The sequence below is a fragment of the Aeromonas sp. QDB31 genome, assembly GCF_027707605.1.
GTDB classification, from domain to species: domain Bacteria; phylum Pseudomonadota; class Gammaproteobacteria; order Enterobacterales; family Aeromonadaceae; genus Aeromonas; species Aeromonas media.
This window is the reverse complement of the sequence record NZ_JAPCIX010000021.1, coordinates 51,894-75,949: the sequence shown is the minus strand read 5'-3', so window position 1 is coordinate 75,949 and position 24,056 is coordinate 51,894. Positions and strand designations below refer to the sequence as shown.

The following is a 24,056-nucleotide window of genomic DNA, read 5'->3' as shown; positions in this document are numbered from 1 at the left end:
ACTCATGATGAACCCTGTTCCATGGCTCCAGATGACAAACATGATCTCATATCAGGGACTTGTTCGCACCTTCCCTAACACCTCTGCGATCTCCAGAATGCTGGCACCATTCATCGCCAACAAGCTGGCACAGCTATGTCGAAGGTCGTGAAAATGGAAATCAGAGAGCAACGCAGCTTTCTTCGCAGCCTGCCAGTGGTAGTCAAACTCGGTAAACGGTCGATTGAGGCCAGAAGGGTGAGGGAAAACAAAGCTGGCACCAATCTCACGAAACTGGGAGAGCTCAGTAAGCAAGTCAGCAGTCAGAGACAGAACCCTCTGACTACCATTCTTGGTAACCGCCAAGTGAGCAGTTCGCGTGTTGAAATTGATGTCTGACCACTTGAGGCCGATCAGCTCGCCCCTCCGTGCTCCAGTGGTCAACGCCATATGAACCAGCATATGAAGTCGCTCCCACTTGCTCAACTTGGTGGCCTTCATCAATCGAGCCAGTTCATCTGCCGACAAAAAGCGTGTGCGAGCATTGTCTTCCCGCTTCTGCTTCACTTCCAGGCAAGGATTTACCTTGAGGTCATACCTATCGCACATGTACGCAAAAACCGCTGACAACGCTGCTTTGTAGCGGTTAAGGGTCGCAGGGGCCTTCCCTTCCGCCTCCAGAATAGAGATAGCATTCTTGATCCGCTGGCGGTTGACCTTGTTCAACGTCTTGTCGCCAAGATGTTCAACCCACCAGCCCAGACGCTGGGGTACAGACTTGTCTCGTCCCTTGTGTTGTTCAAGGTACTCATGAATAGCTTGTTGAATGGTGGTGCTAGTGAGGGTGACGTTGGTTAAGGCATCTGCCAGCTCGTCAGATACGGTGATCTGAGCCAGGAACTGCTCTGCGTCTTTTTTGCGGGTAAAAACTTTGGATACACGGTTGCCGTTACGCATGAACTGAACGCGATAGGACTTGCCGGTTTTTCGAGTGAGAACTTGGATACTTGCCATTGGTTGAAACCTCTTGCACAGATTTGCACATGAATGAGTGTTATCAACCGCAGAAACTTTGAGCAGGAGCGCTCTTGAGCGCTATAACCTGTTGACCAAACAGGGGAAAATAATGGTGCCCGGGGTCGGACTCGAACCGACACGTATTGCTACGGCGGATTTTGAATCCGGCGGATCCGGCCTCTCAGATGTCCTGGCTGAAGGTCTGACGAGGGGCGGGTCTGACGGCCTGCTGGTAGTGTTGGGCTATCACCTGATTGCGCCTGTCCATGTAGGCGCCAAGCGGCCCGATTGCAGCGCCTCTGGCGTCCATCAACTCCTTGCGGGCCTGAGCCTCTTTGGCGGTGGCGGCGCGGGCCACGCTCAGATCCTGTGACGAGGGTTCTGCCGGTGCCAGGGCGGCGGCACGCACCTGCTGCATCTTGGCGAGGGTGGCAGCCGGATCGCCATGGACAACACCGATGTCGATGGCCACCTCACCCCCGGTGGCGTAACGCTTGCCATCCGGCCCCTGGGAAAACTGGTAGCTGGGGCTGCCCGCATGCTCGCCACCTGCCATCTGGTGCGCCTGCTCGTGCTTGCGCACCTCGAGATCCCGCTCCACCAGTGCGGCCAGCTGGCGTTGCTGCCTCTGTTGCTCCTGCTGCTCGGGATCCTGCTGCTGCCGGCGCTGGCTCTCCTCCCCCGTGGCCTCGACGAAGCGATGGGACGGGGTCGTCGGGCTGGTCTGTGCATTATCCCGGGTTGAAGAAGCGGCGGGCGGATTGGCCTGGGCGGCTCTGGACTTGTCTTTCTGGGAGGCAACACCGGACTCGGCGTTGGACGCCTCGCTCTGGCGGCTGGGAGGCACCAGTTCTGCGCGGCGGTTATCAGTCTGCGCCGATTCCGTCTGCGGTTGCAGTTGATTCGGAATGATAGGCGGCAGGCTGACATTGATGTTCATCTCACACCTTGATGTCGATCAGGGTGCCCAGCATGTCGCTGGCGGTCTGGATCACCTTGGCAGAGGCGCCGGCATGCAGCTCGGCCACCTTGAGATTCACCAGCTCGTCCGTCACCTGTACCTGGTCACCCGACGGGGTGTTGAGGCGGGCAAGCTGGCCGGATGCCTGACCGGCCAGTTGCTCGGCCCGCTGGAATCCCTGTACGCCCGTGGTCATGGCAGAATCGATACGCATCGGCTCACTCCTTTCATGATTGGCTAATTATCCACCACCTTGAGGCGTTATTGAAGCATGCCGCTCAAGGATCAGCCAATGAACTGTCGCAACAGGGTGATGAAAGGCTCTGGATGGGAGATGAAGGGGGCGTGGGAGGCCTTCTCCAGCACCAGGCTGCGGCTCGCGGGATAACGCTCGTCCAGCAGCGGTATGGCCGCCTTGGGCACCAGGGAGTCCAGCCTGCCATAGATGCGCAGCCAGGGCAGATCCAGACCGACCAGCTCATCCCGCAGATCCACGTCGGCCAGCAGGCCGAGACCCGCCTCCAGCGCGGCAAGCCGGGGAGCCGGGCGCTCTGCCAGCCAGTGGCGCAACTGGCGAATGTCGTTTCTGGCATGCTCGCTGCCCATGGCCTGGATCGCCAGGAAGCGCTCTATGGTCTGCATGAAGTCCCCCGCCAGCATCTGGTTGAACCCAGCAAGCACCTTGGGGGCTATCCCGGGCCAGTCTTCGCGGGCCATGAAGCAAGGGGAGCTGGCGACAGTAATGAGGGAGTGGAGGCGCTCAGGTCGGGTCAGGGCCAGCTGGCTCGCCACCAGACCGCCGAGGGACCAGCCGAGCAGATGGCATTTTTCCGGCAGGACTGTGGCAACCTGCTCCGCCAGCCAAGGCAGGGTGTACTCACTCCTCTCGTGCAGAGGGCTGTTGCCAAACCCGGGCAAGTCCACCAGGTGCAACCGATAGTGGGCCGCCAACTGCTGGGCAATACCGTGCCAGACAGCACCATTCATGCCCCAGCCATGTAACAACACCAGGTCCTGACCCTGGCCAAACCGCTCAACCGATACGCTCATCTAGACTCAAGATCCCTGTTCATCTGCTTGGAGCCTGCATGTTAAAGCGGCTGCTCGCCAAAGCAAGTCCGATCCTCGGTAGCCGGTCCGACTGGCTCGGCCTCTGCCTGCTCTGTCGCCAGCCCTGTGATGATCAGCCTCTGCTGTGTAGCTGGTGCCAGCAGTCCCTGCACCAGCCTTGCCGCAAATGCAGGCTGTGCGCGGCCCCCTTGCCAGAGCACCATGCAGGAAACGAGCTGCTGTGCGGACGCTGCCAGCGCCGACCCCCTCCCTGGGAACGGCTGCAGGTGATAGGCGACTATCAGCCCCCCTACTCCCTGCTCATTCCCCGCCTGAAATACTCGGGCCAGATCCTGCTGGCGCCGCTGCTCGCCCAACTGCTGGCCGACCATCTGGAGGGAGACGATCCTCCCGAGGCCATCATCCCCGTTCCCCTGCACTGGTGGCGCCAGTGGTGGCGCGGCTTCAATCAGGCAGAGGAGATAGGAACCGCCCTCGGCAAGCTCACCGGCATCCCCTGTGACACCCGGCTGCTGCGCAGGATCAGGGCCACTCCGCAGCAAACCCGGCTCAGTGCCGGCCAGCGGCGGCGCAACCTGCGCGGCGCCTTCCAGATAACACCCCACCATTACCGCCACGTGGCCCTGCTCGACGACGTGGTGACCACGGGAGCCACCGCAGGTCAGCTCATCCGCCTGCTTCATGAGAGCGGCATCGCCAGGGTAGAGGTGTGGGCCATCTGCCGCACCCTGAGACACATCAAGTAGCCGGGACTGCAACGGGAAAGATAGGCGGCGCCCTGCCACCTCGTCACGAGACGGTTACGCTCAAGGCCGGATGCCGTGACCATCGACACGCTACCCAAGCCCCGCCAAGCGAGTTATCATGAATACCCTAGTCGTACACTCAGGTTTATGAGGATAGTGATGATCAGCATTTCCGACACCGCCCAGGCCCACTTCCGCAAGTTGCTGGAGAAGCAGCCTGATGGCACCAACATCCGGGTGTTTGTGGTCAATCCGGGAACCCAGAATGCCGAGTGCGGCGTATCCTATTGCCCACCCGACGCGGTCGATCCGGAAGATCAACACCTGCCCTTCAGTGGCTTCGACTGCTTGGTCGATCCCCTGAGCGCCCCTTATCTGGTGGATGCCACCATCGACTTCGTCACCGATCAGATGGGCTCCCAGCTCACCCTCAAAGCACCGAACGCCAAGATGCGCAAGGTGGCCGACGATGCCCCCCTGGCCGATCGCATCGAATACGTGCTGATGTCAGAGGTGAACCCCATGCTGGCCGGTCACGGTGGCAAGGTGACCTTGATTGACATCACCGACGACAAGCTGGCGATTTTGCAGTTCGGTGGTGGTTGCAACGGCTGTTCACAGGTGGATTACACCCTGAAAGAGGGGATCGAGAAGCAGCTGCTGGAGAAGTTCCCGGGCGAGCTCAACGGCGTGAAAGATGCCACCGAGCACCAGCGTGGTGATCACTCCTACTATTGATTTGCCCTTGCGGCAAAGAAAAGGCCCCGCCAACTGGCGGGGCCTTTTGCATTCTGCGGCGGGCAGATTACTCGTCCTTCTTGTCTCGCGACAGCAGGGCGATGGCCGCCTCTTTCGGGTTCTTGCCTTCGTACAGCACCTTGAAGATCTGCTCGCAGATAGGCATCTCGACGCCACAACGGGCCGCCAGCAGATGCACCTCCTTAGTGTTGCGATAGCCTTCCACCACCTGACCGATCTCGGTCATGGCGGTTTCCACCGACTTGCCGGCCCCAAGGGCCAGACCGAAGCGACGGTTGCGAGACTGGTTGTCGGTGCAGGTCAGCACCAGATCCCCGAGCCCTGCCATCCCCATGAAGGTTTTGGCATCCGCCCCCAGCGCGGCACCGAGGCGTTGCATCTCCACAAGGCCCCGGGTGATGAGCGCGGTTCTGGCGTTGGCGCCAAAACCCAGGCCGTCGGAGAGACCGGCGCCGATGGCGATGACGTTCTTGACCGCACCGCCCAGCTGCAGACCGATGAAATCCGGATTGGTATAGACCCGGAACGAGCGGCCGCAGTGCAGCAGTTGCGAGAGATCGTCGGCGAAGTCGTCGTGGGTCGACGCCACCGAGATGGCGGTCGGCAGGCCGGCGGCCAGCTCTCTGGCGAAGGTCGGACCCGAGATCACCGCCAGCGGGATAGTCTCCCCCAGCACGTCACGGGCCACGTCCTGCAGCAGACGGCCGCTGTCCGGCTCCAGCCCCTTGGTGGCCCAGGCGATACGGGTATCGGGGCGCAGGAAGGGTTTGACCCGGGCCAGCACCTGACCGAACACATGGCTCGGCACCACCAGCAGCAACACGGGAGCGGCCTGCACCGCCGCTTGCAGATCCGCAGTCAGCTGCAGATCGGCGGGGAAAGGGACATCAGGCAGAAACGCCTTGTTGCAGCGATCTTGTTCCAGCTCGGCGACATGGGCGGGATCGTGACCCCACAGCAGGGTCGGATGGCCATTGCGCGCCAGAGAAATGGCAAGGGCGGAGCCATAAGACCCCGCCCCCAAGACCGAGATTGCGATCTGGTCGGCCATTATCAGGCTTCCGCAGTCGCCTGCTGGGCCTGAACCTGTGCCATGTGCTGGGCAAACAGGGCGTCGAAGTTGACCGGTGCCAGGTTCAGCTGCGGGAAGGAACCCTTGCTCACCAGGTTGGCCACAGCTTCGCGGGCATAGGGGAACAGGATGTTCGGGCAGAAGGCGGCCAGGCAGTGTGCCAGCTGCGGCTCCGGCAGGTTGCCGATGGTGAAGATACCGGCCTGCTGCACTTCACACAGGAAGGCAGTCTCGGTTTCCAGCTTGCAGGTCACGGTCAGGGTCAGCACGACCTCGTACACGCCGTCAGCCAGGACATTGGTCTTGGTGTCCATGTCCAGCTTGACGTCCGGCTGCCACTCTTTCTGGAAGATGTGCGGAGTATTGGGGGCTTCGAAGGAGACATCCTTGGTGTAGACACGCTGGATGTGGAATTCCGGTTGCACTTCCTGGTTGTTGATTTCGTCAGCCATTTCGTTTGATTCCTTTTTAAGATAATGAGTGGGCGCAGGCCCTTAAATCAGCGTTTTTTGGTCACCGGCAGATTATCTGCACGCCATTGGGCCATGCCACCGCTGAGCACATATACCTGTTTGAAACCGGCTTTGCTCAGTTGGCGACCCGCGCCACCAGCGGTCATCCCCGACTCGCACACCACTATGATGGGGGCATCTTTGTGCTTTTCAACCGGCCCCAGATTGTTCGCCTGGATCTGGGTGAGGGGCAGGTGATGGGCGCCGGCCAGATGACCCTTGGCAAACTCATCCTGACTGCGAATGTCCACCACAGTGGCATTTTCACGGTTGATCAGCAGGGTGGCGCCATGATTGTTCACCGCCTTCACCGGAGAAAAACGAGCACGCACAGTGGTATACACCAGGGTGCCTGCCAGGCCCAACCAGGCTGCGGTCAGCAGCGGGTTGCGGGCCGCAAAATCCAAATACTCTTGCATCTTCTACTATCCAGGGACCAAGACAAGGGCCCGAGTATACATGGGGCCCTTGATAAGATCAGCCATCTTGGCGGCAAAGCGAGAGCAAGCTCCCACCAGGGATTGTCCGCCCCCAGACCGGCTTGGGGACGGGGCTGCCACCCGCCCCGGGAGAGAGGCGCCAGGGGGAGAGCGGAGCACAAAGACAAGCCGGCAACATGCCAAATACAGCCGGATAACAGGTAAAAACAGAGGTGGAAGAGGGACTTGGCTATCAGGTGACTATTTCGGCAGATGTAGTAATATTACGCTAGTTTCACTTCCCGCAATTCATTCCTATCCGAGAGGACATAGTCTTATGTCAACAGCTAAGAAACCTTTGGTTCTGGTCATCATGGACGGTTGGGGCTACAGCACCAAGCAAGAGCACAACGCCGTTGCCGCCGCCAAGACTCCGAACCTGGACCGCCTGGCCCGTGACTACACCAGCACCCTGATCTCCGGCTCCGGCCTGGATGTGGGTCTGCCGGACGGCCAGATGGGCAACTCCGAAGTGGGCCACGTCAACATCGGCGCCGGTCGCATCGTCTACCAGGAGCTGACCCGCATCTCCAAAGACATCCAGGACGGCGACTTCTTCCAGAACGTCGAGCTGGGCAAGGCTGTTGACGCTGCCGTGACCAAGGGCAAGGCCGTGCACATCATGGGCCTGATGTCCCCGGGTGGCGTACACAGCCACGAAGAACACATCATGGGCATGATCGAAATGGCCGCCAAGCGTGGCGCCGAGAAGATCTACTTCCACGCCTTCCTGGATGGCCGCGACGTGCCGCCGCGCTCCGCCCAGTCCTCCATCGAGCTGTTCGACGCCCTGTTCGCCCGTCTGGGCAAGGGTCGTTTCGCCTCCATGATCGGCCGTTACTTCGCCATGGACCGTGACAACCGTTGGGATCGCGTGCAGCAAGCCTATGACCTGATGACTCAAGGCAAGGGCGAGTTCACCGCCGACAGCGCCAGCGAAGCACTGGCCAATGCCTACGCCCGCGACGAGAACGACGAGTTCGTCAAGGCCACCCGCATCGGCGAAGCTGCACCTATGGAAGACGGCGATGCGCTGATCTTCATGAACTTCCGTGCCGACCGTGCCCGCGAGATCACCCGCGCCTTCGTCGACAGCGACTTCACCGGCTTCGCCCGTGCCGCCACCCCGGCCCTGAACTTCGTGATGCTGACCGAGTACGCGGCCGACATCAAGACTGCCTGCGCCTACCCGCCCACTGCCCTGGTGAACACCCTGGGCGAATGGCTGGCCAAGCAGGGCAAGACCCAGCTGCGCATCTCCGAGACCGAGAAGTACGCTCACGTCACCTTCTTCTTCAACGGTGGCGAAGAAGATTGCTTCACCGGTGAAGATCGCGAGATCGTCGCCAGCCCGAAAGTGGCCACCTATGACCTGCAGCCGGAGATGAGCTCCGAAGAGCTGACCGACAAACTGGTCGGCGCCATCAAGAGCGGCAAGTACGACGTCATCATCTGCAACTACCCGAACGGCGACATGGTTGGCCACACCGGCGTGTTCGATGCGGCCGTCAAGGCTTGCGAAGCCGTTGACCACTGCATCGGTCGCGTCACCGAGGCCCTGGCCGAAGTGGGTGGCGAGTGCCTGATCACCGCCGACCACGGCAACGCCGAGAAGATGCTGGACGAAGAGACTGGTCAGGCGCACACCGCCCACACCAATCTGCCGGTTCCCCTCATCTATTTCGGTCGCAAGGCCGAGGTGCAGGAAGGCGGCAAACTGTCCGATCTGGCCCCGACCATGTTGACTCTGATGGGTCTGCCTGTCCCGCCGGAAATGACTGGCAAGCCCCTGATGATTCTGAAATAATCCTGCCCCATGCGGGGATGCGAAGTTATTTCACAGAAAACCAGTCGCGTCGGCCTGTTGGCCGGCGCGCTGTTTTTTTGCCTGATCGGCGGTGCCGGCACGGCCCAGGCTGCGAACCAGCAGCTGGGGGCCATGCAGTCCGAGATCAAGGAACAGCAGAAGACCCTCAAGCTCAGCAAGCAGGAGCTTGCCAAGCTCAACACCCAGCTCAAGGCTGACGAGCAGGCCATCTCGGCCGCCGCCGCCAAGCTGGATCAGACCAGACAGCAACTGAAGCAGAACCAGCAGAAGCTGGCCGAGCTGCAGCGGGACAAGCTGGCGCTGGAACAACAAGCGAAACACCAGAAACAGTTGCTGGCCAAGCAGGCGGAAAGCGCCTTCCAGGCGGGCAACCACGACTACCTCAAGCTGCTGCTCAACCAGCAGGATCCGGCCAAGCTGAGCCGCTCTCTCGATTACTACGACTACCTCAACAAGGCCCGCATCGAGGCCATAGACGCCCTGCGCGCCACCCGCAACAAGCTGGCGAAAAACCAGCTGGCCACCAAAGAGACCGAGACCAGGCTGCAGACCCTGCTGAGTGAACAGCAGCAGCATCACCAGAGCCTGCTGGCCAGCCAGCAGAGCCGGGCCAAGGTGCGCAACCAGTTGCAGCAGTCGGTACAAAACGACGAACAGAAGCTCACCAAGCTGGTCAAGGCGGAGAAAGCCCTGAAGGCCCGGCTGGAAGAGCTGCGCCGTCAGCGGGAAGAGCAGGAACGCCGTGAGCGTGCCGAGCGGGAGCGCCTCGCCAAGATCAAGGCCGAGCAGGAGCGCCAACGCCGCCTGGAGGCGCAGCGACTGGCCGCCGAGCAGAAGCGGATTGCCGAGCAGCAACGGATCGCGGCACAGCAGCGGCAGGCCGGCGAACAGCAAAGGCTCGCCGCCGAACAACAGAGAGTCACCGAACAGCAGAACCGGGTGGCGAAGCAACAAGCCGCCGCACGCAGCAGCAGCACCAAGGCAAGTGGCAGCTACAACGGCCTCAGCACCAACGGCAGTCTGCGCTGGCCGGTACAGGGCCCCATCCTCATCTCCTATGGCTCGCCGCGCACCGCCGAGCTCAAGTGGAAGGGCACCCTGATAGGCGCAAGCGAGGGGACCCAGGTCAAGGCAGTCGCCCCTGGCCAGGTGGTCTATGCGGACTGGCTCGACGGCTTCGGCATGCTGCTGGTGATCGATCACGGCCGCGGCTACATGAGCCTCTACGGTCACAACCAGTCGCTGCTGCGTCAGGTGGGCCAGAGCGTGGAGCAGGGCGAACCCGTGGCCCTGGTCGGCGACAGCGGCGGTCAGGACAGACCCGGTCTCTACTTCGAGATCCGTTACCAGGGCGAGGCCATCAACCCGACCAAGTGGCTGGCCAGACGCTGAGTCCCAGCTGACGGGGCCATCAACCCGGGCAACAACAGCTGGCCAGACGCTGAACCAGCCCCCCTCATCCCCAGCCCTTCTCCCCCGAGGGGAGAAGGGTGCAAAAGACGACAACACCGCTTCGTTTACCACTTCACCTAGCAAAAAGCCTGCATCGCGCAGGCTTTTTGCTTTGCAGGGGAAGAGCAACGCCGCCCACCCCCGTTGATGAAAACTTACCTCTTTTCCACCCCGCTCAGGGGAAGACCACCAGCCCGATCTGCTCCAGCAGCCCCTGCTGCTGCTCTTCATTGATCTGCACACCGTCCAGGTTGACCCGGCGCAGATCCAGCCCGGGCAGGTCGCACTGGCGCAGATCGCAGCCCTGCAGGTTGAAGCTGGTCCAGTCGATCTGCCCAAACTCGGAGCCGCTGAGATCGGATCCCGCCAATGAGGCCCCCAGCAGGCTGGCCCCCTGCCAGCGGTTGCCGCCGAGCTCGCACCTCTCCAGCAGGCAGCCGTCGAAGTTGGCGTAGCTGAAATTGTTTCCCGTAAGATGGGCCTCGCAGAAGTAGCTCTTGACGGTGATCTGGTTGGCAAAGCTGGCGTGGGCGAAGTTGATGCCCATGGCCTGGCAGTCGCTCATCTCCAGTCCCAGGCACTGGCTGCGGCTGAAGTCAGCCAGGGTGAGATCGCAGCGCAGGAAGCTCGCCTCCCGCAAATCGCAGCCCTGCAACTGGCAGCCGAGCTCGCGCTCCCGCTCATAGAAGCTGCAGTCGACAAAGCGGCATTCGGCCAGATCGAGCCAGGAGAAATTGCAGCCGACGAAGCGGCACTCCGAGAACGATTGCCCCTCCACCTCCTGCTGCTCGAACCTTTTCCCCTCGAAGCACTTGCCCTTGATCATCCCCAGCCTCTCCTGTGATGGCGTCATATGCTGACTTTTTTGCGCAAAAACGGTAATGTTACCTGTAACATTATTTGCCGGATCCCGAGATGAACGACACCCGCAAGCGCCGCCCCACACTGCAGGACATCGCCGACCTGACCGGGGTCACCAAGATGACCGTCAGCCGCTACCTGCGTGACCCGTCCACCGTGGCCGAAGGCACCCGTGAGCGGATCGCCGCGGCGGTGGAGGAGCTCGGCTACATCCCGAACCGGGCACCGGACATGCTCTCCAACGCTACCAGCAAGGCGATCGGCATCCTGATCCCCTCCCTCTCCAACCAGGTCTTCTCGGCAGTGATCCACGGCATAGAGGCGGTGACCCGGCCCGCCGGCTACCAGACTCTTCTGGCCCACTATGGCTACAGCCCGGAGCGGGAAGAGGAGCAGGTCGCCTCCCTGCTCTCCTACAACGTGGATGGCCTCATCCTCTCCGACACCCAGCACACGGATCGCACCCGCAAGATGATCGCCACCGCCGGCATTCCCGTGGTAGAGACCATGGATCTGCCGCTCTCCCCCATCGACATGGTGGTCGGCATGGATCACCGCGCCGCCGCCCGGGCCATGGTAACAGAGATGCTGCGCCGGGGACGGCGCAAGGTGGTCTATCTGGGGGCGCGCCTCGACGTGCGTACCCAGCTGAGGATGGAGGGCTACTACCAGGCGATGGCGGACTTCGGTCTGGATGGTCAGCACCTGCTGACCGAGCAGTCCTCCAGCTTCACCCTGGGGGGCCAGCTGCTGGAGCAGGCCATGGCCCGCTATCCCGATCTCGACGGCCTGTTCTGCACCAACGACGACGTGGCGGTGGGCGCCCTGCTGCAGTGCCAGGCCAGGTGGATACCCGTGCCCCAGCAGATTGCCATCGCCGGCTGCAACGCCCTCGACATCGGCCACGCCATGACCCCCAAGCTCGCCAGCATCAGTACCCCCCGCGAGGCCATCGGCCGCGAGGCGGCCGCCATGCTGCTGGCCAGGCTCAATGGACAACCCCAGCCAGAAACCTGCAAGGATATTGGCTTCTCCCTCTATGTTGGGGAGAGTCTGGGATAATCCCCTCCCTCACAGACTAGAGTCACGCCGATAGCAAACAGGCCACCCAAGGGTGGCCTGTTCAATTCATCTAAACGATGGGCGCTTAGCGTTTAACCATTTCAACCGCTTCGCGGGAGAGACGGGTCACCTCGTCCCAGTTGCCACTCTTGACCGCATCGGCGGGCAGCATCCAGGAGCCGCCGACCGTGGCCACGCATTTCAGCGCCAGGTAGTCGGCAACGTTTTTCGGGCCTATGCCACCGGTGGGGCAGAAGCGAACCTGGGGCAGAGGGGCGGCAATGGCGGAGAGCGCCTTGGTGCCGCCGTTCGCCTCGGCCGGGAAGAACTTCAGGTGGTCGTAGCCCGCTTCCAGCGCCTGCATGACCTCGGACGGAGTGGCCACCCCCGGGATCAGCGGCGCCGTGCTCCTGGCCGCGTGGGCCAGCAGGGCCGGGGTCATGCCCGGGGAGATGACGAAGCGGGCACCGGCGGCAACGGCAGCGTCAAACTGCGCGCAATTGAGCACGGTGCCGGCACCGACCATGGCGTCCGGCATCGCCTTGGCGATCAGGGCGATGGCCTCGAGGGCCACCGGGGTGCGCAGGGTGATCTCGAACACCGAGATGCCGCCATCCAGCAGCGCCTTGGCCATCGGCAGGGCCTGCTCCAGGTCGTTGATGACCATCACGGGCACCAGGGGGGAGGCGGCAAACACCTCGGCAGGGGTCACTTTCCAGTTCTGCATAGCTCTTCCTCAGTCAAAGATGGTGGCGCCGCACTCGGCGCTCGATACTGCGCGACGCATCACGCTGAACAGTTCACGGCCCCACCCCTCTTGTTCCAGGGTGAGGTCGATCTCGGCCTGGGCACGGCCGCTCAAATCGGTCAGACAGTCGAGGCGACCACTGTCGGCGTCCACCCGCAGCAGATCGCCATCGGCAAGCAGGCCTATGGCCCCGCCATGCAGCGCTTCCGGGGTGACGTGGATGGCGGCCGGGATCTTGCCGGAGGCGCCGGAGAGACGGCCATCGGTGACCAGGGCCACCTTGTGACCCGCCTTCTGCAGGTTGCCGAGCACCGGCATCAGCTTGTGCAGCTCCGGCATGCCGTTGGCGGCCGGGCCATTGTGGCGCACGACGATGACGGCGTCCTGGTTCAGCTCACCGGCCTTGTAGGCCGCCTCCACCGCGTGCTGGGAGGAGAAGACCCGGGCCGGCGCTTCAATCACCCGGTATTCGGGGGCGACCGCCGAGACCTTGACCACGGCGCGGCCCAGGTTGCCACTGAGCAGCTTGGTGCCACCTGTGGCCTGGAACACGCTGCCAGCGACGGACAACACGCTCGGATCCGTGCTCTCCCCCACCGGTTGCCACACCAGCTTGCCATCCACCAGCGCGGGGCGGCTCAGGTAATCCTGCATCTCGCCAAACACCGGGGTGGCGTCCAGGTGGATCAGGTCCGCCTCCGCCAAACGGCGCATCAGGCCGGGCACGGCCCCCGCCTGCTCGAAGGCGTTCACGTCAGCCGGGCCGTTCGGGTACATGCGCACCAGCAGCGGCACCACGTCGGAGAGATCGCTCAAGTCGTCCCAGGTCAGCTCCAGGCCGGCGGCGCGGGCCAGCGCCACCATGTGGATGCTGTGGTTGGTGCTGCCACCGGAGGCGAGCAGGGCCACCAGGCCGTTGACCAGGGCGCGCTCGTCCAGCACCTCACTCAGGGGGCGGTAGGCCGGGGAGCCCGGGATCATGGCGCTGATGCGGCGGGCCGCCTCCTCGGTGAGGGCGTGGCGCAGCTCGCTGTGGGGGTGGACGAAGGCGGAGCCCGGCAGCATCAGCCCCATGGCCTCGAACACCAGCTGGTTGGTGTTGGCGGTGCCGTAGAAGGTGCAGGTGCCGGCCGAATGGTAGGCGCCGCACTCCATCTTGAGCAGGGCATCGCGGCCCACTTCGCCGGCGGCGTACTGCTGGCGCACCTTCACCTTCTCGTCGTTGCCTATGCCGCTCGCCATGGGGCCAGCGGGCACGAAGGCGGTGGGCAGGTGAGCATGGGAGAGGGCCCCCATGATCTGGCCCGGGGCTATCTTGTCACAGATGCCGAGCAGCAGAGTGGCGTCGAAGGTGTTGTGGGAGAGGGAGACGGCGGTGGCCTGGGCGATGAGATCCCGGGAGAACAGGGACATGTCCATCCCCGGCTGGCCCTGGGTCACGCCGTCGCACATAGCGGGCACGCCGCCGGCGACCTGGGCGCTGTGGCCGAGTCCGGCCAGCGCCCCCTTGATGATGTCCGGGTAGCCCTGATAGGGCTGATGGGCGCTCAGCATGTCGTTGTAGGCGGTGACGATGGCCACGTTGGCGCGGGTCATGTCGAGGATGCGCCCCTTGTCATCACAGCTGGAAGCGGCCACGGCGTGGGCCAGGTTGCCGCAGGAGAGGGAGGCACGAGTCTTGCCCTGCTCGGCCTGGCGCTGGATGCGGGCCAGGAAGGCCTGGCGGCGGGCGACACTGCGCTCGCGGATACGGTTGGTCACTTCGGTGATCACGGGATGGGTCATAGGATTGTCTCCAACACGGAAATACGGACGCGACCGACAAGGGCCGGGCGCGCGAAATGGCTCATTGCACCTGTGCCAGGGCGGTGACGGCGCGGTCGACCACCTGCTCGAAGGTGCCATCTATGTCGACGCGAAACACACCTGCCTCGCCATCCGGCCGCTCCAGGGTCTCAAACTGACTTTTTACCATGCCTTCCCGCATGAAGTGACCCTGGCGTGCCCGCATCCGGTCGAGAATGAGGGACTGGCTACCGTCCAGAAACAGGAAGTGCACCGATTCGTTGCCCTCGCGGATCTGGTCGCGGTACTGCTTCTTGAGGGCAGAGCAGACGATGACGCCAAGCTCGTTCTTCTGCTCCAGGCTGTAGGCCGCATCGCGGATCCGCTCCAGCCAGGGTGCCCTGTCTTCGTCGTTGAGAGGGTTGCCGCCCGCCATCTTCTGGATGTTGGCGCGGGGATGCAGATCATCACCGTCGATGAACTTGGCGCCCAGGGCGCTGGCCACCTTGAGGCCTATGCTGGACTTGCCACTGCCACACACACCCATCACGATAATGCTCTTGCCCGCCATTATTTGACCTCTCTCTCACTTTTCAAAAAACGTTTGTCTGATGGGTTCTAAGTTAGCACGTTACCGGTAACATGTTACCGGTAACGTTGTGCAATGTGAAGTGGAGCACAGAAATGTGCAGAACAACTACTAGAACCATTTGAGGACATTTTATGGACGGAGCGATGAACACACCCGATGTCGCCTATCTGCTCTCGGTAGCCGCTGGCGCTATCGTCATGCTGCTGGTGCTGATCATGCGATTCAAGGTACATGCCTTCGTGGCATTGACCCTGGTCAGCATGCTGACGGCCCTGGCCACCGGGGTCACCTATGACCAGGTGATCCCCACCATGCTGACCGGTTTCGGCGGCACCCTGGCCTCGGTCGCTCTGCTGGTCGGCCTCGGGGCCATGATAGGCAGGATCCTGGAGATGACGGGGGGCGCCAAGGTGCTTGCCGACACCCTGATCAACCGCTTTGGCTCCCACCGCGCACCCTTCGCGCTCGGGGTCGCCTCCCTGCTGTTCGGCTTCCCTATCTTCTTCGATGCCGGCCTCATCGTCATGCTGCCCATCATCTTCAGCGTGGCCAAGCAGTTCGGCGGCTCCGTCCTCAAATATGCCCTGCCCTCCGCCGGTGCGTTCGCGGTGATGCACGCCTTCCTGCCGCCCCACCCGGGCCCGGTGGCCGCCAGCGAGCTGCTGGGTGCCAACATAGGGCTGCTCACCGTCGTGGGTCTGCTGGTCGCGCTGCCGACCTGGTATCTGGGTGCCTATCTGTTCGGGCTATGGTCCGGCAAGAAGTTTGAGCTGCCCCTGCCCCCGAGCTTCACCGAGACCGCCGAGCGACTCTCCGACAAGGCACCGAGCTTCGGCCAGGTGATCTCCATCCTGCTGCTGCCGCTGGTGCTCATCTTCATGGATACCGGCCTCAACACCCTGGGCGTCATGGGTGTCATCGACAAGGGTGCAGACTGGGTCAACGTGCTGCGCATGGTCGGCAAGACCCCGGTGGCCCTGCTCATCACAGTGCTCTATGCCCTCTGGCTGTTCCGTCAGACCCAGGGCAAGGTGCAGCTCGAGAAGTTCTGCAACGACGCCCTGGCCCCGGTCTGCGCCGTCATCCTGGTGACGGGTGCCGGTGGCATGTTCGGCGGCGTGCTGCGTGCCAGCGGCATCGGCACGGCCCTGGCCGACGTGCTGTCCGACACCGGCATGCCGGTGATCCTGGCCGCCTTCCTGGTCTCCACCGCGCTGCGGGTGGCCCAGGGGTCTGCCACTGTAGCCCTGACCACCACGGCCGCCCTGATGGCGCCGACGGTTGCGGCCACGGCCGGGCTGAGCGATCTGGATCTGACCTTCATCGTCATCGCCATCGCCGGTGGGGCAACCGTGCTCTCCCACTTCAACGACTCCGGTTTCTGGCTGGTCAGCCGCTTCCTCAACATGGACGAGAAGACCACCCTCAAGACCTGGACCGTGATGGAGACACTGCTCGGTACCATCGCCTTCCTCATCGTTGCCATGGCAAGCATCGTCTTCTAACTCCTCCATCTCGGGGCCCCATCCGGCGGCCCCGATATAGCGTTGCATCGACTTTTTACGGATTCTTGCTTGGGCCCGTCGCCACAGATTGCTAGAATTGCCTATTCATCGCCCCGAGTGGAACGCTTCATCCCGTGATTTCAGGCTTCTCTATGCATTCATCGGCACATTATCGACAGTTGCTGGCACGTTTACCCCAGATCGCGGTTGCCGCAGATCAGTTCCAGGTACTCAACAGCGCCAAGGATTTCAAGAGCCGTATCCTCTCGCTCATCGCGGGCGCGACCCAGCGTATCTATCTGATCGCCCTCTACCTGCAGGATGACGAGGCGGGACGGGAAATCCTCTCCGCCCTCTACGCCGCCAAGCAGCGCAACCCCGCCCTCGACATCAAGGTCTTCGTCGACTTCCACCGCGCCCAGCGCGGCCTGATCGGCAAGGGCAAACAGGGGGGCAACCACCTGATGTATCAGGCCATGGCCGCCCGCCATGAACACCAGATCGAGATCTATGGCGTGCCGGTCAAGGGCCGCGAGCTGCTCGGCGTCCTGCACCTCAAGGGCTTCATCTTCGACGACATCCTGCTCTACTCAGGTGCCAGCCTCAACGACATCTACCTGCACCAGCAGGAGCGCTACCGCTTCGATCGCTATCACCAGATCCACAGCCAGGCGCTGACCCGCAGCATGGTCAACTACGTGGATGACGTCTTCCTCAAGAGCGAAGCCGTGCAGCGGCTGGATCGCCCCGGTATCCCGGGCGCCAAGCAGCTCAAGGGACAGATCCGCCGCTTCAAGCACAACCTGCGCACCAGCCAGTACCGATTCGAGAGCATACCGGCCAACAGCCAGGAGATCGCCATCACCCCCATGGTGGGCCTGGGCAAGCGCGGCAACCAGCTCAACCGGATGATCCGCAACCTGGTGCGGGCCACCGAGCGGGAGATCTTCATCTGCACCCCTTACTTCAACCCCCCCAAGGAGTTGAACAAGGATGTGGAGGCGCTGCTCAAGCGCGGCTGCAAGGTGACCATAGTGGTGGGCGACAAGACAGCCAACGACTTCTTCATCCCGCCAGAGGAGAAATTCTCCACCATAGGCGGCCTGCCCTATCTCTACGAGACCAACCTGCGCAAGTTTGCCGAGCGCAATCAGCACCACATCGACAGCGGCCGTCTCAACCTGATGCTCTGGTGCTGTGACAAGAACTCCTATCACCTCAAGGGGATCTTCGTGGACGAGGAGTGGGCCCTGCTCACCGGCAACAACCTCAACCCCCGTGCCTGGGCGCTGGATCTGGAGAACGGCCTGCTGGTGCACGACCGCCACCACCACTTGCGCGTGCGCTTCCAGGAGGAGCGCGACTGCATCCTGGCCCACACCCGTCGCATCAGCCAATTCGATCAGATCGAGCAGATCAAGGATTACCCCGAGCAGGTGCGCAAGCTGCTGGCCCGGATCCACAGGGTCAGGGCCCATATTCTGCTCAAGCGGATCATCTAAGCCCTGTCTGCCCCTCCAAAGGCCTCCCGTGTTCGGCAGGCCTTTGTCGTATGCGCCCTCTCGCCCCGCCCGGGGAGCCCCTGCTGCTGCAACGCGGCTTGCATCGAGGCAGCAACAACCCCTATCATCTGGACATATTTACAGTGTTTTCGGGCATCTAATTGATGAAATTGGATAAAATTCCTCTCGATAGCCTCAAGGGTGTCGGCAGCAAGATGCTGGAGAAGCTCGAGCGGCTGGGGCTGGCCACGGTACAGGATCTGCTGTTCCACCTCCCCCTGCGCTACGAGGACCGCACCCAGGTGTGGCCCATCGGCGATCTGCCCCCCGGGCTGCACGGCGCCGTCGAGGGCGAAATCCAGGACACCCAACTGGTGATGGGGCGCCGCCGCATGCTAGTGTGCCGCATCAGCGACGGCACCGGCAGCCTGACCCTGCGTTTCTTCAATTTCACCGCCGCCCAGAAAAACAGCCTGGCCCAGGGCCGCCTGATCCGCTGCTTCGGCGAGGCCCGTCCCGGCAAGTACGGACTGGAGATGGCCCACCCCGAATACAAGCTGCTCGGCGAGGAGCAGGCCGGCCAGACCGAAGAGGCGCTCACTCCCGTCTACCCGACTACCGAAGGCTTGCGCCAGCTCAGCCTGCGCAGCCTCACGGATCAGGCGCTGGCCCAGCTCGACTTCTATGGCGTCGAGGAGCTGCTGCCCGCCGGTCTCTACCCCCAGCAGATCGAGCTCGCCGCAGCCCTGAAGCTGCTGCACCGCCCGCCCCCCTCGGTGGCGCTGGCCCTGCTCGAAAGCGGCCAGCATCCGGCCCAGCAGCGACTGGTTCTGGAAGAGCTGCTGGCCCACAACCTCTCCGTCCTCAAGGTACGCGCCCAGGCGCAGACCCAGCTGGCCCGCACCCTCAAGCCGGCCCCGGCCCTGGTGGAAAAGCTGCTAAGCGCCCTGCCCTTCACCCCCACCGGCGCCCAGAACCGGGTGGTGGCGGAGATAAGCCAGGATCTGCAACGCAGACATCCCATGATGCGGCTGGTGCAGGGGGACGTGGGCTCAGGCAAGACACTCGTCGCAGCGCTGGCGGCGCTGCAAGCCATAGGCAACGGCTGCCAGGTGGGGCTGATGGCGCCAACCGAACTCTTGGCCGAACAGCACGCCATCAACTTCGCCCACTGGCTGGAACCCCTCGGCATCAAGGTGGGCTGGCTGGCGGGCAAGCAGAAGGGCAAGGCGCGGGAGGAGGCGCTGGCCGCCATTGCCGACGGCAGCGTCAAGATGGTGGTGGGCACCCACGCCATCTTCCAGGAGCAGGTGGTGTTCCAGCGCCTGGCCCTGGTGATCATCGACGAACAACACAGATTCGGGGTGCACCAGCGCCTCGCCCTGCGGGAGAAGGGGGAGCGGGAGGGGGTGCATCCCCATCAGCTCATCATGACCGCCACCCCTATTCCTCGTACCCTGGCGATGACCGCCTATGCGGATCTCGATACCTCCGTCATCGATGAACTCCCCCCCGGCCGTACCCCCATCACCACGGTCGCCCTGCCGGACAGCCGCCGTCAGGATGTGATCGAGCGGGTCAAACTCGCCTGCGAGGAGGGCAAGCAGGCCTACTGGGTCTGCACCCTGATTGAGGAGTCCGAGGTGCTGGAGTGCCAGGCCGCAGAAGACACGGCCGCCGAGCTGCAAGCCAGGCTGCCCGGCCTGCACATAGGCCTGGTCCACGGTCGGATGCGCCCGGTCGAGAAGCAGCGGGTGATGGAGGAGTTCAAGGCGGGCATATTGCAACTGCTGGTCGCCACCACCGTCATCGAGGTGGGGGTGGACGTGCCCAATGCCAGCCTGATGATCATCGAGAACCCGGAGCGGCTGGGGCTGGCCCAGTTGCACCAGCTGCGCGGCCGGGTCGGCCGGGGGTCAGTGGCCTCCCACTGTGTGCTGCTCTACCATGCCCCCCTCTCCAAGACGGCCCAGAGCCGGCTCGGGGTGCTGCGGGAGACCAACGACGGCTTCCTGATCGCCCAGCGCGATCTCGAGCTGCGCGGCCCGGGGGAGCTGCTCGGCACCCGCCAGACCGGGTTGGCGGATCTCAAGATCGCCGATCTGGTGCGGGATCAGCCGCTCATTCCCCAGGTGCAGAAGATGGCACGCTTCCTTATGGACCGTCATCCCAACCATGTCGAACCGCTGATCCGCCGCTGGCTCGGCCTGCGGGATCACTACTCAAACGCCTGACAACAAACCTCAAAACAGGAGGAAAGCATCCATGAATTCCTGGCTACGCGCCCTGCTCTATCTGTTTGCCTTCCTGCTGCTATTCGTCTGGGTCGGCCTCGGTCTGTTCGACGCCGAACGGGCCAAGGGCCCCATCGCCGGCTGGATCAGCCAGCAGACCGGCGTGCCTGTCACCATAGGCCGGCTGGTGTTCAACCCGCTTCACCCCTACACCCTGCTGGCGGAGCAGGTGCAATACGGGGATGCGGTGCAGCTGGAGAAGATCTACCTGGAGATAGACAACATCGACTGGCTGAACCGGGACGTGCGCATCGCCCACCTGGATCTCATCCGCCCCGTCATCAAGCTGCCGCTGCCGAACCAGCTGCCGACCCTGCCGGTGCACTCCCTCACCATCAGCGACAGCACCATAGACAACCTGAGCCTGCAGAGCGAGACCCTGACTCTGCGCGGCCTGAGCGCCACCCTGAGCGACTGGGAGCTGATCGATCCGAAACGCCAGCCCCAGGCCAACCTGACCCTGGGCATCAACCAGCTGGAGACGCCGCAGCTCACCCTGGCCCGCCTCAGCCTCAAGGGGCGGCTGGAGGGGCAGGTGCTGAGCACGGACAGGCTGACCACCAACCTGTTCGAGGGTCTGCTGGAAACCGGCATGGTGCTGAACTGGCCAGAGCGCAGCCTGCAACTGCACACCTTGAAGGCCCGTGGCATGCGGGTCGAGCTCGGCGATCTCCCACAGGGTGAGTTTCCCCTGCGCCGCATCACCCTGGACCGGGGCCAGCTCGATCGGGTCAGCGTCAATGCCATAGAGCAGGAGCTCTCCCTCAACAACTTCAGCGGTCAGCTCACCGCCTTCGACTGGCAGGCGGGCAGCCAGCCAAGCGGATATCTCTCCGGCACCCTGGCGGATCTCGGCCGCGGCCTGTTCCAGCTGGAAGCCATCGAGGGCAAGCTCGCCTTCTCCCCCCGGCAGATCGATGCCGAGCTGCAGGGCAAAGCATACGAAGGGGAGTTCAATGTCGAGTTTGCCCTCGACACCCAACTGCAAAAACTGACCCTCAAGGACATGGCCCTGAGCGGCATGGACATCAGCCTGCCGGAAGGGTGGTGGCAGGAGTGGCAGGGCTGGCGCCCCCAGCAGATCGACGTGCGCAAGCTGGCCTTCGACAAGCTCAAGGTGCTCTCCTTCGACGATGCACTGCCCCTCTCCCTGACTGGCTGGCAGCTCTATCTGAGCGATCTCAGCCTGCGAGGCACCCAGCCGGGCCCGCTGCTCGGCCGTACCCGCATCGAGAGCAAGTGGTTCGAGCTGGTGTGGGACGGCTTGAGTGCCCGCAACGGCGTGCTGGACGGGGAGCTGACCCCCAGCACCTGGCAGCTCAACAGGCTCAGCAGCGAGCTGCCGGATGAGGGCTCCCTCAGCCTCAGCGGCCAATGGGGCAAGGTGCCCGGGCAGGAGAGCCGCCTGCAACTGCAGGGCAAGCAGCTGGATCTGGAGAAGTGGGGCGAACTACTGCATGCACCTGTCTCGCTGGCGGGCAAGGTGGATCTGGAGACGGATCTGCAGGCCGATCTGGCCCCCCAGCCGGAGCAGACTCCCGGCAACTGGCGCCGCACCCTGCAGGGCAGCCTGAGCCTTGAGGCCAGGGATCCCTTCTGGGACAAGGTCGGGATAGACCCGCTGCTGGACAACTGGTTCAAGGAGGCGACCCCGCCCACCCTGACTCCCGAGACCCTGTGGCAGGCGATGCAGCAGGGAGATACCCCCTTCTACCACATCAGGCTGAAGGCCAGGGCTGAGCAGGGCAAGCTGCAGATCGAGCAGGGCGGGGCTTCCACCATCACCCACCTGCTCGGGTTGCAGGGCGGGGTCGATCTCGCCAGCGACCAGTGGCAGCTGGATCTCGGCGTGCTGAACAAGCGGCGCTGTGCCGAACTGCTGGCGCGCTGGCGAGGCCCCCTTGAGAGCCCGGCCCTTGAATGGCGCTTCCCGAGCGGGGAAGCCACTTGCGACTGGGAGACTGGCGTACGCTACCCGGCCCAGGGGCGCAGCGGCCCGCTCTGGCGTCCACCACAGCCCAAGCCGGCAGCGCAATAACGAACAAGGCCTCATCATGAGGCCTTGTTGCTATCGGATGCCAGACGACGGGGTCAGTGCCCCGCCCGCTTGATGGGCAGCACCACGTACTGGCCGACAAACTCCACCGCCAGCTTGCGGCCGCTGAACAGCTGCACCCGCAGGCTGAACTTGGCGGACTCCCCGTTCTTTAGCGGCGCCAGCACGGCGGGCATCCCCTCCCGGGCGACCCTGGCCTCAGGCTCCTCGCTCACGGGTCTGTAGTATTTGATGTTGCCCTCCGCCAGCACAGTATCCCCGCCCAGACCGGCCTCTTTGAGCTGCAGCCAGATGAGGCCCCAGCCCGCCAGCACGCACTGACTGTAAATGCTGCCGGCAAACATGGTGTCGTGGACGTTGAGGTTGGCCGCCAGGTTGGCCTTGAGGTGGAAGGTCTGGCCATCGTAGTGGGTGATGTGCACCCCCATCTTCTCGCTGATGGGGATCCCCCTCGACCAGCGGGTGGTGAGATCCTGACACCACTCGGGGCGATACTGTATGGTCTGCAGCGGGCTGATGGATTTGATCATCTGACGATGGGGAATGCGGCCGAAGGAGACGGGCCCCTCACCCACCTCGAGAAAACCGCACCTGCGATAGAACTCCACCGCCTCCTGGCGTGCGTTCATCACCAGCCGTTTCACCTTCTCGTCACGGGCCAGCTGTTCGAGATCCTCCACCATGCGGGCTCCCAGCCCTTGACCGCGAAACTCCGGACGCAGCGCCATAAAGCGGATCTGGGCCTCGTCACCCCCGATGAAGAGGCGGCCGACGGCGATGGGGGTGCCGTCTTCGGCCAGCATCAGCCGATGAATGGCGACGGTATCGTATTCATCACGCTCGGAGCCCACGGGCAGATTGAAAGGCTTGCGCAGTAGTTCCCAGCGCAACTGGTAGTAGGCATCCAGCTCCGCTGGTGTTTCTGGGGTGACTACCCGATACATAAAGAGATCCTTGAGTTTGCGCCGACGGGCAGATTGAAGGGCTTGCGCACCAATGCCTCCCGGCGCAGCGGGTAGCTGGCATCCAGCTCCGCTGGCGTTTGGGGGGTGACCACCCGGTACATAGCGACATCCTTGAGTTACACTGGTCGAAAGCCATCTTGCCGTGCAAATTCATGGACTTCAATCTGCAAGCGTACCAAGCCGATCACTTATTGCACCTCAGCGCCAAACCCGAACGCCGCCTCTCCATCCTGGAAAATGCCCGCCACCGCTGGCTGGAAATGGACGGCGTGGTGCAATCCGCCATGAGCCTGAGCCAACCGGAACACCTCTGCCTGCCCCATCAGCAGAGCATCGCCGAGCGGCTGCCCGCACAGGCGAGCCGGATCCTGGAGCTGGGATTAGGAGGGGGGGATCTCACCCGTCATCTGGGGGCGCGCTGGCCCAAAGCCCGCCACGACTGCGTGGATCTGGACGCCGAGATCCTCACCCTGTTCCAGCAGTTTTTCCTGCCCTCGACTGGGGGTGCGCCACGGTTGCACCACGCCGATGCACTGCACTTCCTGCTGGAGAGTCGGGAGCAATACGACCTGGTGCTGCTGGACTTGTTCAGCCAGGACGGCAATCCCCTGCTGCTGTTCCAGGCTCCCATCTATCAGGCGCTGGCCAACTGCCTGCGCGGCACCCTCATCATCAATCTGTTGCCACGGACCCATCTCGAACTGGCGCAGGCCAAAAAGCTGGCCGAGGAGTGGATAGGCCCCACCACGGCCCACGGGGTGCCGGGCTATCGCAACGTCATACTGCACGCCACCAATCTGAGCGCCTAGG

At 63.1% G+C, this 24,056-nt stretch carries 22 protein-coding genes and 1 tRNA gene; 10 read left to right on the top strand and 13 right to left on the bottom strand.

Annotated elements, in window-relative coordinates; genetic code table 11:
• Window positions 1-51 precede the first annotated feature (51 nt).
• The 5 genes from PG898_RS17515 to bioH all read right to left on the bottom strand — a co-directional run bounded on the left by PG898_RS17515 (window position 52) and on the right by bioH (window position 3,007).
• The gene (locus tag PG898_RS17515; RefSeq protein WP_270824684.1) at window positions 52-993 is read right to left on the bottom strand and encodes a tyrosine-type recombinase/integrase; all 942 of its coding nucleotides are present in this window, start codon (window positions 991-993) and stop codon (window positions 52-54) included.
• A gap of 113 nt (window positions 994-1,106) precedes the next feature.
• Window positions 1,107-1,191 (bottom strand) — tRNA-Leu (locus PG898_RS17510).
• The gene (locus PG898_RS17505; protein ID WP_270824683.1) at window positions 1,178-1,936 is read right to left on the bottom strand and encodes a putative metalloprotease CJM1_0395 family protein; all 759 of its coding nucleotides are present in this window, start codon (window positions 1,934-1,936) and stop codon (window positions 1,178-1,180) included. Before PG898_RS17505 ends, PG898_RS17510 begins: the two co-directional genes overlap by 14 nt.
• 1 nt (window position 1,937) lies before the next feature.
• The gene (locus PG898_RS17500; protein ID WP_042648867.1) at window positions 1,938-2,171 is read right to left on the bottom strand and encodes a flagellar hook protein FlgE; all 234 of its coding nucleotides are present in this window, start codon (window positions 2,169-2,171) and stop codon (window positions 1,938-1,940) included.
• 71 nt (window positions 2,172-2,242) lie between these two features.
• Complete coding sequence (bioH, locus tag PG898_RS17495) at window positions 2,243-3,007, bottom strand: pimeloyl-ACP methyl ester esterase BioH (RefSeq protein ID WP_270824682.1); 765 nt, start codon at window positions 3,005-3,007, stop codon at window positions 2,243-2,245.
• Between the two features lie 38 nt (window positions 3,008-3,045).
• Here bioH and PG898_RS17490 point away from each other — a divergent pair, with 38 nt between their 5' ends.
• Together PG898_RS17490 and nfuA are read left to right on the top strand one after the other, a co-directional pair.
• A complete protein-coding gene (locus PG898_RS17490; RefSeq protein ID WP_270824681.1) occupies window positions 3,046-3,774 on the top strand; it encodes a ComF family protein in 729 nt (242 codons plus the stop codon).
• A gap of 159 nt (window positions 3,775-3,933) precedes the next feature.
• On the top strand, window positions 3,934-4,512 hold the full coding sequence (gene nfuA, locus PG898_RS17485) for a Fe-S biogenesis protein NfuA (RefSeq protein WP_033129997.1): 579 nt from the start codon (window positions 3,934-3,936) through the stop codon (window positions 4,510-4,512).
• Window positions 4,513-4,579: 67 nt separating this feature from the next.
• On the opposite strand, the gene gpsA is transcribed toward nfuA, so the two are convergent.
• From gpsA to PG898_RS17470, 3 genes are read right to left on the bottom strand one after another with little or no spacing between them, the layout of a single operon-like run.
• Window positions 4,580-5,584 carry an NAD(P)H-dependent glycerol-3-phosphate dehydrogenase gene (gene gpsA, locus PG898_RS17480; RefSeq protein ID WP_025325374.1) on the bottom strand — a complete coding sequence of 335 codons (1,005 nt, stop codon included), beginning with the start codon at window positions 5,582-5,584 and terminating at the stop codon, window positions 4,580-4,582.
• A 2-nt stretch (window positions 5,585-5,586) separates the two neighbouring features.
• Entirely contained in the window at window positions 5,587-6,057 is a 471-nt protein-coding gene (gene secB / locus PG898_RS17475) for a protein-export chaperone SecB (protein ID WP_005328525.1), read from the bottom strand.
• 47 nt (window positions 6,058-6,104) lie between these two features.
• On the bottom strand, window positions 6,105-6,536 hold the full coding sequence (locus PG898_RS17470; RefSeq protein WP_025325373.1) for a rhodanese-like domain-containing protein: 432 nt from the start codon (window positions 6,534-6,536) through the stop codon (window positions 6,105-6,107).
• Between the two features lie 337 nt (window positions 6,537-6,873).
• Here PG898_RS17470 and gpmM point away from each other — a divergent pair, with 337 nt between their 5' ends.
• Together gpmM and PG898_RS17460 are read left to right on the top strand one after the other, a co-directional pair.
• Entirely contained in the window at window positions 6,874-8,403 is a 1,530-nt protein-coding gene (gene gpmM, locus PG898_RS17465; protein ID WP_041206677.1) for a 2,3-bisphosphoglycerate-independent phosphoglycerate mutase, read from the top strand.
• Window positions 8,404-8,412: 9 nt separating this feature from the next.
• Window positions 8,413-9,816 carry a peptidoglycan DD-metalloendopeptidase family protein gene (locus tag PG898_RS17460; protein ID WP_270824680.1) on the top strand — a complete coding sequence of 468 codons (1,404 nt, stop codon included), beginning with the start codon at window positions 8,413-8,415 and terminating at the stop codon, window positions 9,814-9,816.
• 235 nt (window positions 9,817-10,051) lie between these two features.
• Here the strand turns inward: PG898_RS17460 and PG898_RS17455 are convergent, their stop codons facing one another.
• The gene (locus PG898_RS17455; RefSeq protein WP_270824679.1) at window positions 10,052-10,702 is read right to left on the bottom strand and encodes a Qnr family pentapeptide repeat protein; all 651 of its coding nucleotides are present in this window, start codon (window positions 10,700-10,702) and stop codon (window positions 10,052-10,054) included.
• 89 nt (window positions 10,703-10,791) lie between these two features.
• Here PG898_RS17455 and PG898_RS17450 point away from each other — a divergent pair, with 89 nt between their 5' ends.
• A complete protein-coding gene (locus PG898_RS17450; RefSeq protein ID WP_270824678.1) occupies window positions 10,792-11,799 on the top strand; it encodes a substrate-binding domain-containing protein in 1,008 nt (335 codons plus the stop codon).
• A gap of 85 nt (window positions 11,800-11,884) precedes the next feature.
• Here the strand turns inward: PG898_RS17450 and PG898_RS17445 are convergent, their stop codons facing one another.
• The 3 genes from PG898_RS17445 to PG898_RS17435 form a co-directional block, all read right to left on the bottom strand.
• Window positions 11,885-12,526 (bottom strand): bifunctional 4-hydroxy-2-oxoglutarate aldolase/2-dehydro-3-deoxy-phosphogluconate aldolase, encoded by a 642-nt coding sequence (locus PG898_RS17445; protein WP_270824677.1) that lies wholly within the window; start codon window positions 12,524-12,526, stop codon window positions 11,885-11,887.
• A 9-nt stretch (window positions 12,527-12,535) separates the two neighbouring features.
• Window positions 12,536-14,332 (bottom strand): phosphogluconate dehydratase, encoded by a 1,797-nt coding sequence (gene edd / locus PG898_RS17440; protein WP_270824676.1) that lies wholly within the window; start codon window positions 14,330-14,332, stop codon window positions 12,536-12,538.
• Between the two features lie 61 nt (window positions 14,333-14,393).
• Window positions 14,394-14,903, bottom strand: a complete 510-nt coding sequence (locus PG898_RS17435; RefSeq protein WP_005328545.1) for a gluconokinase — start codon at window positions 14,901-14,903, stop codon at window positions 14,394-14,396.
• Window positions 14,904-15,067: 164 nt separating this feature from the next.
• Here PG898_RS17435 and PG898_RS17430 point away from each other — a divergent pair, with 164 nt between their 5' ends.
• The 4 genes from PG898_RS17430 (at window position 15,068) to PG898_RS17415 (ending at window position 22,263) form a co-directional block, all read left to right on the top strand.
• Window positions 15,068-16,429: a GntP family permease gene (locus PG898_RS17430; protein ID WP_237611858.1), complete on the top strand. Its 1,362-nt coding sequence runs from the start codon at window positions 15,068-15,070 to the stop codon at window positions 16,427-16,429.
• Window positions 16,430-16,581: 152 nt separating this feature from the next.
• The gene (gene pssA / locus PG898_RS17425) at window positions 16,582-17,931 is read left to right on the top strand and encodes a CDP-diacylglycerol--serine O-phosphatidyltransferase (protein WP_270824675.1); all 1,350 of its coding nucleotides are present in this window, start codon (window positions 16,582-16,584) and stop codon (window positions 17,929-17,931) included.
• Window positions 17,932-18,095: 164 nt separating this feature from the next.
• Complete coding sequence (gene recG, locus PG898_RS17420) at window positions 18,096-20,165, top strand: ATP-dependent DNA helicase RecG (protein ID WP_270824674.1); 2,070 nt, start codon at window positions 18,096-18,098, stop codon at window positions 20,163-20,165.
• Between the two features lie 31 nt (window positions 20,166-20,196).
• On the top strand, window positions 20,197-22,263 hold the full coding sequence (locus tag PG898_RS17415; protein WP_270824673.1) for an AsmA-like C-terminal region-containing protein: 2,067 nt from the start codon (window positions 20,197-20,199) through the stop codon (window positions 22,261-22,263).
• 53 nt (window positions 22,264-22,316) lie between these two features.
• On the opposite strand, the gene PG898_RS17410 is transcribed toward PG898_RS17415, so the two are convergent.
• On the bottom strand, window positions 22,317-23,225 hold the full coding sequence (locus PG898_RS17410; RefSeq protein WP_161506778.1) for a bifunctional GNAT family N-acetyltransferase/hotdog fold thioesterase: 909 nt from the start codon (window positions 23,223-23,225) through the stop codon (window positions 22,317-22,319).
• A 173-nt stretch (window positions 23,226-23,398) separates the two neighbouring features.
• Between PG898_RS17410 and PG898_RS17405 the strand changes: the two genes are divergently transcribed.
• Window positions 23,399-24,055 carry a spermidine synthase gene (locus PG898_RS17405; protein WP_270824672.1) on the top strand — a complete coding sequence of 219 codons (657 nt, stop codon included), beginning with the start codon at window positions 23,399-23,401 and terminating at the stop codon, window positions 24,053-24,055.
• The last annotated feature ends 1 nt before the right edge of the window (window position 24,056 follow it).